Here is an 11114-nt window from a genome sequence, read left to right as displayed (position 1 = left end):
GGCTACTTGGTGTGCACCCTTCCGAGGACCGGGTTGCCGCGAATCGCGTCGGTGGCCTGCTGCCACGCGGGGTCACCGGCGTGGAGGGCCGATCGCAGGTAGGCCCATGTCATGCGCTGGGTGACCGCGAGCCGTTCGGGGTCTTCGTCGTCGGTCTCGGCAAGGCTGTAGCCCATGACGCCGCCCAGGTAGTGCTTCGCGCCGGGCAGGGTCAGCAGGGCGTCGGCGCCTGGGCTGAGGTGGTAAGGCTCCGCGTGCCAGTCGGCGCCGCGGGTGGACGCGGCGGGGTTCCCGTCGAGGTCGCCGTGGACGACCAAGGTTGGCGTGGTCAGGTGCGAGAAGTCGGCTTCCAGCTCGGGGTACTGCTCGCGCATGGTGCTGGTCATGCCCTCGCCGCTGCCGGTCGAGGCGAGCAGCACACCTGCGCTGATGCGGGGCTCGAGCAGGTCGAGGACGGCGCCGCCGGCCGGGTCGGTGGCCCGCGCGCCGAGCAGCGCGCTGGCGGTGTTACCACCCGCTGAGTGACCCACGACGGCGATGCGCGCCGAATCGAGCCGTCCGGCGACGACCGGCGCCTGGGCCTCGACGGCGTCCAGATTGTCGAGGATCAGCCCGAAGTCGTCGATCCGTGAACGCCAGAACAGCGGGTGGCCGGGAGCGTCCTTGTCCAGGCCGAGTCCGCCACTGGGGGAGCTCAGATGGGTCGGTTGGACAACGGCAAATCCGTGGCTCGCGTAGAAGTCGACGAGGGGCGAATAGCCGTCCTTGGACCTCAGATAGCGCGAGCTGCCGCCACCATGGGACAGCAGCACGATCGCCAGGGCATCGCCGTGCAGGGGTGCCGTGACCCGCAGCTCCAGCGGGAGGCCGCGGTCGGGTGCCGGCAGGGTGACCGGGTTGACCGAGACGGTTGGCACCGCCTCCGGGACGGGGATGCTCCGGGCGAGCTGGACGTAGTTGTTGGTCATGGAGCCACCGTGCGGCCGATCGTCGTGGCCTGCCAGGGCCGGTCCGTCCCGGACCAGCCTGGTCCTGGATGCGGGGCGCCCGCGTGGGCATGCTGATGAGGTGATCGACCGGCCCGGACTTGCCGAATTCTTGCGTCGACGGCGTGAGGGGCTCTCGCCGTCGGAGGTCGGCCTGCCCGAGACGTCGCGGCGCAGGACGCCCGGCTTGCGACGCGAGGAGGTCGCCGTGCTGGCCGGCGTCTCGAGCGACTTCTACGCGCGGCTGGAGCAGGCCCGCGGCTCCGACCCGTCGGAATCGGTCGTTAGCGCGCTCGCTCGCGCTTTGCGGTGCACCCCGGATCAGAAGGACCATCTCTTCCGCCTCGCCGGTGTGCCGATCCCGTCGCGTCAGGTCGGTCGTCACATCGACCCAAACCTGCGTCAACTCGTCGCCCACCTGGATAACCTGCCGACGTGCGTCTACAACGAGCTCGGCGAGGTGCTCTACACCAACGCGCTCGATGACGCCCTGCACTGCCGCGGCGAGCTTCGCCCCGGCCGTGACAGCAACGTCTACTGGCGTTGGTTCACGCGCCCAGCCTCCCGTGATCGCGTTCCGGAAGCAGATCGGGTCCGGCTGTCGGCGGCTCATGTCAGCGACCTTCGTGCCACCTACTCCCGCCGCGCCGAGGACGATCAGATCATGGAACTGGTGAATGACCTCGCCGTGCACAGTGCGGAGTTCCGGATGCTGTGGGACCGGCACGACGTGGCCGTCCGACGCGCCGATCTGAAGGATGTCCAGCACCCCGAGGTCGGGCTGGTCCGGCTGCGTTGCCAGTTGCTCGGGACGCCCGAGAACGGTATCCGGATGCGAATCCTCCTGCCCCTGGAGGGCACCGACGCCGCCGAGAAGCTCGAGCTGCTACGCGTGATCGGCACCCAGCAGTTCTTCGAGGCGGAGTGAACACTCTGGACACGCACAAAACCTCGCACCGGACGAACTGTCCCGGCGCCTCCCGGAACCCCCGCTGACTCCGACACTCTCGCGGTCACGCGCACGGTGCCGGATCCGTCGAGGCCGGCCGGAAGTAGATCGGGCCCTGCCACCCGTCCCAACGGAGAAGGTCCGGCTCGACGAGCGTCATCGTCCCGCGCTCGACCTGCCGGGCGTCCCACCGGCCGGCGGCGACCTCCTCCGGTGCCGGGTTCGGGACGGGTGTCTCCGCGAGCCACGTCCTGCCGCCGAACCGCGCAGTCCGGATCCCGCAGTGCACGTACAGCAGGTAGGGGTACACGACACCGACGGTCGGATCGGGGACCGGGTTGTACGTCCACCCGGGCTGCGGTGGGCCCGGGGGCGGCACCGGCGAGTCAGGCTCGATGTCGGCCGTGATCGGCGCCGCCGACCTGAGCGCCGTTGCCGCCGTCGATTCGCCCGGGGGCGCCAGGGCGGGGATCGCTCGTGCTGCATGCGGCCAGAATGGCAACAGTCGGCAGAACAGCCGCAACGCGCCACATCGTCAGATGCCTTTGCGGAATCGCTCGGTGATCTGTTGGCCCCAGTGCGGGCGGGCGGGCCGCACGCCCTGGTCGTCGGTGAACCGGTCAACCAGCTCCTCGAGGTGCACGTCCACGGCCGCTTCGACCAGGCCGGCGTAGACGTCGGCCGCCGATCGACATCGCCGCCAGCCGATCAGACCCAGGACCGCGCCGATGATCGCGGACGGCCACCACACTGCACCAAGTGCCAGGTAGAGCAGCCCCCATCCGCCGAGCGTGGCGGCCTCGTCCAGTTGGCGTCGGCCGACTGATAGTGGGTTTCGTGAGCTCTCCGGCAGCAACAACCAGAGCCGGGGCCAGAGGAAGGTGAGGTCGACGCCGTACTCCTGGTGGACCCGCAGCGTCGGCGCGTCCAGTCGGTCCCCGATCCAGGTCGCGTTGATCGGCTCGATCAGCGCGATGCGGTTTCGGCGTTCGGCCAGTTCGGCGAGGCGGTCGCGTTCACCCGCGTCGCGGGCGCGTTCCCACTCCTGGTTCGCACGCACCCAGGCGGCGCGTCGGCGACGGGTACAGGCGCGTGCCGGTCGCCGCAACGGCGCGGGCCAGCGGCCCGCGAGGGCATGCTCGACGGGCGTCGCGAGGGCGTTCGCGAGCAACCCGCTGCCCACCGATGCCACCAGCAGTACCAGCAGCAACAACACCGTCCGGGACAAGTCGCCCGACGCACCGGCGTCGGGCGGCACCAGCTGCGCCAGCCGTCGCCCCAGCATCTCGAGATCGGCCCAATGCCGGTGGCCGAGCAGCGCTGCGGCGGTCGCCGTGGCGGTGAATAACAGACCTGGCAGCACCAGGAGCGCCACCCAGCGTTCGGCCAGCTTCTTGCCGATCTCGGTGACGACGGCGTTCACCGGGGCGGCTCACCGTCGGTGTGGAAGCGCAGCGCCTGCTGGTGCACATCACACCGGGGCACCGGGGAACCGGCCCGGCGCGACTCGACCCGGTTGCACAGGTCGACGGGGCAGACATAGCCGCCGGTCACCGGTGGGAGCGCAACGCCGGACAGCCGCGGCGGCAGCGCATCGCGCGACGACTCGCCGTCCACGTCCGCGGCGTCCGTCGGGTCGAGCGCCGCGATCAGCTCGGCGACCGGTTCGCCGCGGCGGGCGGCCCGGATCACCAGTTCGACCTGGGCGCGGGCGGCCGCTCCCGCCGGGCCGCGCAGCAGTGCCCGCAGCGGGCCGATGTCGGCGCAGAAGCGAGCCAAGCTGTCCCGCTCGACCTGCTGCTCACCCACGATTCCCCCCAGAGGCCGGTGCCGGCTCGGGAAGTGTAGGTGAGTGTCCACAGTGCATCGACGCCATGTGGGTGGACCGCTAGTGTCACCGGACGTGCGTGATCGGCTACTCGCGGCGGTTGCTGCCCGGCTCGAGGCGGGCGATCCCGAGGCGATACTCGCCGAGGACACGCGGGCAGACCTCGACCAGCTACTGGGCTTCCTGGCCATCCCCGGGGACCTGGACGTGCAGGTGGCGTACCTGGTCGGAGTGTGTCATGTGGCGCGTGGTGAGCTGCTCGGCGCCGAAGGGAAGCAGGATTGGTTGACCGCCGCGGTCCTCCTGCTGCCGGTGCTGCTGAGCAATCCGGATGCGCTGCCGGAGGGGGTACGGCTCTGGCTGGAGCCGGTGCGGGAGGCGTTGGTACAGGCCGGAGACACCCCGGCGCAGGTCATGGGCCGAGCGGTGACCGACGTGGTCTGGTTGCTGGTCGAACGGCTGGGACGGCGCGGCGAGAAGGATCGGGACGGGCTGGTGGCGGGGCTCGCCGAGCTGGCGGTCAGCCTGCTGCCGGCGGGGCACGAGGCACGGCCCGCGGGCCTCTGTGCGCAGGGCTACGCGCTGATGCATGCCGAGGAACTGGCCGGCATGGATCCACCCGAAGAGCGTGTCGACGAGCTCATCACGGTGTTCCGGGAGGCGTTCGACGTCGTTTCGGCAGGTGGTCAACACTACGCCCGGTGCGCGGCCGGCCTGGCAATTGCGCTGGTCGTCAAGGCCGAACGGGCCGGGGACAGGCCACTGATGGCAGAGGCCGCACGCTTGTTCCGGACCGCGGCGGACCCGACGTCCGGCGGTGACCCGGGCCTGATCCGGAGTGCGGAGGAGGGTGCCCGCCGCGCCGAGGCCTGGGCGCCGGGCGGGATGCTCGGACAGATGTGGCAGGCGCTCGACCGACTGGACGAGCTCGGCCGAAATGTCGGCGACGTGCGCTCGGGGCTGGACCAGGAACGGGCGAAGCGAGGTGGGGCACCTCCGGAGCTCGATCGCGCATTGGCCGAGTTCGACAAGTCGCAGATGGCGATCGACAAGCAGCGACAGCAGCTACGCGAGCTGCTCACCGATCTGGAACGCAAGCACCGGCAGCCCGGGCAGGCACGTCGACCGGCGCCCGACGAGGGCGGCTTTGCGGACGGGCTGGCGGCCGCCCTCCAGGATCGGCTCGGCACCGGCTCGCGGCTGGTCGATGCGGTGACGACGAACCCCCAGTTCTTTCGCGATCTGGAGTACCTCGCGCGATCGGCCTTTCAGTCGCTCGACGACATGTCGCGGGAGTTCATGCTGGGTCCCGGTTCCGGAGGCGGACCGTCATCCATGCTGACACTGGAGACGCCCACGCCGCCCGCGGATCGAAGCGATCTCAACGAGATCATCGAGCTCCACGAGCGGGCGCTGCGCGAGCTGCCTCCAGGCTCCCCGGAGCACAGCCGAGTGCAAGCCATCCACCTTTTCCTTTCCACCGAGCAGATCACCGACCCCGAAGCCCGCGCACGGGAGCTCCCCGAGCGGTTGCCGTTGCTGATGCAAGCAGCGGCAAATGCGTTGGAGCAGCGGTTCACCGACAAGGGTCAGGTGCAGGGCCACGTCGCCATCGGTACCGCCATGTCGTCGCCGTTCGAGACGGTGGCCGAGGCCAACGAAGCCATCACGCGGAGTCGGCTGAAGCTCGCTGCTCTGTCGCCCGATGACCCGGGCCGGCGCTCCGAGCAGATCTCGCTGGCCAACGCGCTGTTCAGCCGCTACCTGATCACCAATGAGGACGGGACGTTCCACGAAGCGGTGGACGCCGCCCGTCAGACCATCACCGCCGAGCAGCCACCCGATGCCGCGCTGCTGTATCTCTGGGGTGCGGCGGCTCTGCTGCGAGACCCGACCGGCCACGAGCCGGTGAGCGAACGGCCGTCCCTCGAAGCCGCGACCGTGAGCAATCCGCTCGTGACACTCAAGATCGTCGACGGTGATGCCGAGGGCGCCCTGACGTCCTGGGAGGCCGGTCGGGCCCACCTGCTGACGTCCGCGCTGATCACCCGGCACGAGCTGGACCGGCTACACGCCGCCGCGCCGCGACTGGCCGACCGGTTCGTGGCGCTGCGCGGGAGCCTGCATGCCGGCTCCCTCTTCGTGACCCAGCCGCACGAGGCGCTGACCCGGGAGTGGAACGCCCTGCTCGAGCAGATCCGGGCCCTGCCCGGGTTCGACCGGTTCCTGCTGCCGCCGATCGTCACCTTCGCCGAGCTGGCACCGGCCGCCGCGCACGGGCCCGTGATCGCCGTCAACCTCGATCGCTCCCGCTGCGACGCGCTGGTACTGCGCGACGGCACCGCGGCGGTGGTGCCGCTGCCGCGGCTGCGAGTGGACGAGCTGGTGGAGCAGGCCGGCGCGTTCCGCGACGCGATCGCGACGCTGTCCTCGGCGGAACCGAACCGGCTGGTGCGCGGCATGGCCGGACGAGCCGTGGTCGACACGCTCGCCTGGCTGTGGGACGTGCTGGCCGAGCCGGTGCTGGTGGTGGCGGGGCCGGTTGTGCACCCGGGCGGCGGGGCGCCGTGGCCGCGGGTGTGGTGGTCACCGAGCGGGCCGCTGAACTTCCTTCCCCTGCATGCCGCCGGCCGTCACGACGTTCCCGGCGCGTCCGTGCTGGACCGGGTGGTCTCGTCGTACACGCCGACCATGCGCGCGCTGTTGCACAGCCGTGCGCGGCCGGTGCCGGCCGGGGAACGCACCGCGCTGGCGGTGGCCATGCCGGAGACACCGGGCCATGCCGCGCTGCCGGCGACGGCGCGCGAGGCCACCGCGTTTGCCGCCGGGTTCACCGGCAGGGGAGCCGCACCGGAGGTGCTGGTCGGGCCCGCCGCGACCGCGGAGGCGGTGCTCGCGGCGTTGCCCAGGGCGGCTTTCGCGCACTTCGCGTGCCACGCGAGCAGCGATCCGCTGAACGCCGAGGCCAGCCACCTGTTGCTGCACGACGGTCCGCTGGCCGTCACCGAGCTGAGCCGGCTACCGCTGGACGGTGCGCAGCTGGCGTATCTGTCCGCGTGTGCCACCGCGCGGGGCAGCGCCGCCCTCGCGGACGAGGCCGTGCACCTGGCGTCGGCATTCCAGCTGGCCGGGTATGCGCAGGCGATCGGCACCCTGTGGGAGGTCGGTGACGAGGTCGCGGCGCACATGGCCGAGCAGGTGCACCACCAACTGGCTCGAACCACCGACGACACCACGCACCGACCGGCGGCCGCGCACGCCCTGCACGCGGTGACCCGCCGGATGCGTGCCGAGCGGCCCGATGCCCCCTGGACATGGGCCGCCCACGTGCACAGCGGCGCCTGACTCGCGGTCCCGGTTCTGCGGCGTCTGGGAGAGCATGCGAGGGCTGAACCCTGGTGGGCTCACCTGATGGCTGACGGCCGGGGAGCCCTGTCGGTGTGCGTCCCGGCCGTCGATGTGCGCGGTTAATGGGCAGGATGAGTCAAACGGCTGGCCTTCGTGAGCCCGCGACGGTCTGGACGCGATGTCAGGACTGCTCGCCCTCGGTGGCGTCTCGCTCTGCTCGCTCGGACCACGCGCCCGCCCTGGGTATTGCCGGTGGCGCGCACGAGCGTCTCACCGAGACTCGGAGGATCAGCAGGGCGACATCCGCACTGGCGGTCGCGGTAGGTGTGCAACTCCTCGAAGACGAGGAACTCCAGACCGCTGGCCATCTTGATCAGCGAGCGTCGGTCGTCGGGCCGGGTGAGCATCAACTCCAGCATCACGTCGCTGGTGAGCAGAAATGTCCGGCGGATTGTCGCGCATCTCCTTGCGGCGCTCGTCGCCCTCCTGGCCGGTGTAGCGGGCGTAGGTGACAGCCTCGCTACTCTTGCCGTAGCCGTGGATCTGGTGCCCGTCGTGAGGACGTAGGACTCGCCGGACCGTGCTACATCGATCGCCGCGCGCTGGTGGCGGTGCAGCGTGAGCGGGCGGCCGTCGCACACCAGGCAGCCATCGGGACCGCCTGAAAGATGCGAGTGCACTCTCGACGACGAGTCGGTTCCGCTTGAGCGCCATGTGCTGTTCGCCGAGCGATACCGGCTCGGCCTTGGCTGACCGGTATCGTCCTGCCGTGATCAACGGCCCGGAGTTCGACGCGGTCCTCCGCAGGGAAGCCCAGCGCTGGCTCACCGTCCGGACGAATGACGGGCAGGTACCCATCTCGTCGTCCGACCTCCTCGACTTCGAGGTAGCCGGGCAGCCGTTCCGCCTCATGGACGCCCAACGGGGCATCCGGAAGCCCCGCGAGCTCTCGTCGGCGCTGTCGATCCGCACGGTCTATACGGTCGAGGGCAAGGACCGGCCGTACGCCGACGAGGTCGGACCGGACGGTCTGCTGCGGTACAAGTGGCGCGGTGACGACCCCGACCATGCGGAGAACCGAGCGCTTCGGGCCGCCATGGACGAGCAGGCGCCGCTGATCTGGTTCTTCGGTGTCGCGCAGGGCGTCTACAAGCCGATCTATCCGGTGTATCTGCTGTGGGAGGAACCGGAGTTACACCAGTTCGTCATCGATCCGGATGTGGCGCGAGGATTGGTGTCGAAGGGCGGCGAGATTACTGAGCAGGTACGGCGCTACATCCTCCGGCAGACGAAGCAGCGACTGCACCAGCCGGTCTTTCGTGCGACGGTGCTTCGCGCGTACGAGACGCGGTGTGCGGTGTGCGCGCTGCGACACGCAGAGCTGCTGGATGCAGCCCACATAGTGCCCGACAGAGAGGCGGCCGGAATCGCGTCCGTCCGCAATGGCCTGGCCCTGTGCAAGATCCACCATGCTGCCTACGACAGCTCGGTCCTCGGGATCAGGCCGGATCTCGTCGTCGAGATCCGCGCCGACTTGCTCAAGGAGATCGACGGTCCGATGTTGGAGCACGGCCTGAAGGGACGTCACGGTCAGCGGCTGATGGCCTTGCCGAAGGTCCGGGCCGAGCGTCCGAACGTCGATCTCCTGGAGGAGCGCTATGCGCGGTTCCGCGCCGGCGGCTGACCTCGTACGCCCCGCGATGTCACTCAGATAGCTCTGTGTGATCGAGTAGGCATACTTGAAGCAACAGCGGATCGGTAGTGGCACTGCCGGTCGTGCAGGGTCCAGATCTCTGTGCCTCGCTCCAGGCGTACGCGTTCGCCGGCAGGATGATCGCTTCGGCGCACCAGGACTTGGCGAGTAGCCGACGAGAGTCTTCGACGTCACACGTTCCCCCGGAGTCGCTCTTGCGGCGTTTACGGTGTCCGGGTGCGCGAGGAAGCAGGTCTGAACCGGGGCCTGGCGCTCCTCATTGCCGGCGCGTTCTTCATGGAGATCCTCGACGGCACGATCATCGCGCCGGCGGCCCCGCACATCGCCGCCGACTTCGGCGTCGGCCCGGTCGACATCAACATCGCCATCACCGCCTACGTCCTGACGCTGGCCGTGCTGATCCCGATCAGCGGCTGGTTGGCCGACCGCTTCGGCGCCCGGCGGGTGTTCACGATCGCGTTGCTGCTGTTCACGCTGGCCTCGGCGGGGTGCGCTGCCGCGCCGACCTTGCCCGTCCTGACCGCCACGCGGGTGTTGCAGGGGATGGGCGGCGCGATGATGGTGCCGGTCGGGCGGCTGGTGGTGCTGCGGACGACCGCCAAGCCCGACCTGGTCCGCGCCATCGCCTACCTCACCTGGCCCGCCCTCGCCGCGCCCGTGATCGCGCCGGTGCTGGGCGGGGTGCTGAGTGAGTACGCGTCGTGGCGCTGGATCTTCCTGATCAACATTCCGCTCGGGCTGGCCGCGCTGCTGCTGACCCGTCGACTCGTGCCCGACCTGCGTGCCGAGGACGCGGGGCCGCTGGATCGTCGCGGGTTCGTCCTGACCGCCCTCGGCGTCGGTGCCCTGGTCGTCGGGATGGAGAGCCTGGGTGCGGGGGAGACGCGGTGGGCGGTGGTCGGGATCGGGCTCACCGTGGCCGCCGTCCTGCTCGGCGCGGCGGTGCGGCATCTCCTGCGCGCCCCGCGCCCGCTCGTGGATCTACGGATCCTGCGGGTCGCGACCTACCGGGTGACGGCGGTCAGCGGCTCGCTCTTCCGCGCGGTGATCACCGCTGTGCCGTTCCTGCTGCCGCTGTTCTTCCAGCTCGGCTTCGGCTGGTCGGCGGCCCAGGCGGGGTTCGCCGTGATCGCGCTGTTCCTCGGCAACGTGGGCATCAAGCCGCTGACGACGCCGCTGATGCGCCGCTTCGGGATTCGCACGGTGCTGCTCGGCGCGGTCGCGGCCTCCGCCGCGTGCCTGGTGGCGATCGCGTTCCTGCAACCGACGACACCCCTGCCGCTGCTCGTCGCGGTGCTGGCGGTGAGCGGGATCTTCCGGTCGATCGGTTTCACTGCCTACAACAGCGTGGCGTTCGCCGACGTCGATGCGGGTCGGATGACGCACGCCAATACGCTGCTCTCGACGCTGCAGGAGCTCGGCGCGGGCCTCGGGGTCGCGGTGGGGGCGTTGCTCGTGCGCCTCGGTGAGGCGGTCGGAGTGGTGCACGGCGTCGCCGGCCCGTTCCGCGTGGCGTTCGTCCTGCTTGCAGTGGTGCTGCTGGTGCCGGCGGTCGAGGGCCTGCGTTTGGCCCGGTCGGCGGGCGACGTCGTGACCGGCCGGGCGTAGTCGAAGAGGGAGACGTTGTGGCGGCACGATCCAGGCTGACGGCGGCCGACGTCGGGGCGTGGCTCTTCACCTGCAACCCGCGGGAGTTCGCCGAACTCGAACTGGGCCTGCGCAACGGCCGCTCGGTCGACGGATGGTGCGCACATCCCACCTACCGCGTCGACCTGGTGGAGGCGGATCAGGCCGCCGTGCTCTGGGTCTCGGGCAACGCGACGTCGGTTCCGGAGCCGGGGATCTGGATGGTCGGACGCACCACCGGCGTCATCACGCGCGGCGAGCCGCGTCCCCGGGTCGGGTTGGCGATGACCCTGCTGCCCGAGGTGCTGCCTCGCGAGCAGCTGCGGGCCGATCCTCGGACTGCCGGGCTTGAGGTGCTGCGAGCGCCGCAGATGAGCAACCCCTCCATCGTCTCGCCTGAGGAGAAGGCGGTGATCGAGGAGCTGATCGGGGGGTGGCCGTGATCGGACTCATGCTCGTCGGGACGATCACGAGCCCCGCACTCCACGGCGAGCCGCAGTCCCTAGCTGAGAGGACGGTCCGCTAACCTCGACGCGTCAGGGGCGGTAGCTCAGCTGGTCAGAGCAGCGGACTCATAATCCGTCAGGTCGTGGGTTCGAGCCCCACCCGCCCCACTAACCATGCTGTCAGGGCGACGGGGCGCATCGCCGGCAAGATCGCCAC

General features: G+C 70.4%; 9 protein-coding genes and 1 tRNA gene. 6 read left to right on the top strand and 4 right to left on the bottom strand.

The genetic code is table 11. The features are described 5' to 3' along the window. Positions 1-2 precede the first annotated feature (2 nt). Positions 3-968, bottom strand: coding sequence for an alpha/beta hydrolase family protein (locus ACQPZA_RS26115; RefSeq protein WP_433274673.1), 966 nt, complete (start codon positions 966-968; stop codon positions 3-5). A 100-nt stretch (positions 969-1068) separates the two neighbouring features. Between ACQPZA_RS26115 and ACQPZA_RS26110 the strand changes: the two genes are divergently transcribed. Further along, entirely contained in the window at positions 1069-1914 is an 846-nt protein-coding gene (locus ACQPZA_RS26110) for a helix-turn-helix transcriptional regulator (RefSeq protein ID WP_433274671.1), read from the top strand. An 85-nt stretch (positions 1915-1999) separates the two neighbouring features. Here ACQPZA_RS26110 and ACQPZA_RS26105 read toward each other — a convergent pair whose 3' ends face one another. From ACQPZA_RS26105 to ACQPZA_RS26095, 3 genes are all read right to left on the bottom strand, one after another. Further along, positions 2000-2245, bottom strand: coding sequence for a hypothetical protein (locus tag ACQPZA_RS26105; protein WP_433274669.1), 246 nt, complete (start codon positions 2243-2245; stop codon positions 2000-2002). Positions 2246-2470: 225 nt separating this feature from the next. Then, positions 2471-3358: a hypothetical protein gene (locus tag ACQPZA_RS26100; protein ID WP_433274667.1), complete on the bottom strand. Its 888-nt coding sequence runs from the start codon at positions 3356-3358 to the stop codon at positions 2471-2473. Next, a complete protein-coding gene (locus tag ACQPZA_RS26095; protein WP_433274665.1) occupies positions 3355-3744 on the bottom strand; it encodes a hypothetical protein in 390 nt (129 codons plus the stop codon). Before ACQPZA_RS26095 ends, ACQPZA_RS26100 begins: the two co-directional genes overlap by 4 nt. A 94-nt stretch (positions 3745-3838) precedes the next feature. Here ACQPZA_RS26095 and ACQPZA_RS26090 point away from each other — a divergent pair, with 94 nt between their 5' ends. From ACQPZA_RS26090 to ACQPZA_RS26070, 5 genes are all read left to right on the top strand, one after another. Then, positions 3839-7108 (top strand): CHAT domain-containing protein, encoded by a 3270-nt coding sequence (locus ACQPZA_RS26090; RefSeq protein WP_433274663.1) that lies wholly within the window; start codon positions 3839-3841, stop codon positions 7106-7108. 772 nt (positions 7109-7880) lie between these two features. Further along, the gene (locus ACQPZA_RS26085; RefSeq protein WP_433274661.1) at positions 7881-8795 is read left to right on the top strand and encodes an HNH endonuclease; all 915 of its coding nucleotides are present in this window, start codon (positions 7881-7883) and stop codon (positions 8793-8795) included. Between the two features lie 246 nt (positions 8796-9041). Next, positions 9042-10433 carry an MFS transporter gene (locus ACQPZA_RS26080; protein WP_433274659.1) on the top strand — a complete coding sequence of 464 codons (1392 nt, stop codon included), beginning with the start codon at positions 9042-9044 and terminating at the stop codon, positions 10431-10433. 17 nt (positions 10434-10450) lie between these two features. Continuing rightward, entirely contained in the window at positions 10451-10894 is a 444-nt protein-coding gene (locus ACQPZA_RS26075) for a hypothetical protein (RefSeq protein ID WP_433274657.1), read from the top strand. Positions 10895-10990: 96 nt separating this feature from the next. Then, a tRNA-Ile gene (locus ACQPZA_RS26070) sits at positions 10991-11065 on the top strand. Positions 11066-11114: the final 49 nt, after the last annotated feature.

Origin of the sequence: Pseudonocardia xinjiangensis (assembly GCF_050948425.1) — a bacterium.
Classification (GTDB): domain Bacteria; phylum Actinomycetota; class Actinomycetes; order Mycobacteriales; family Pseudonocardiaceae; genus Pseudonocardia; species Pseudonocardia xinjiangensis.
The sequence above is the reverse complement of the archived record's forward strand: the minus strand, read 5'-3'. Positions and strand labels throughout refer to the sequence as shown.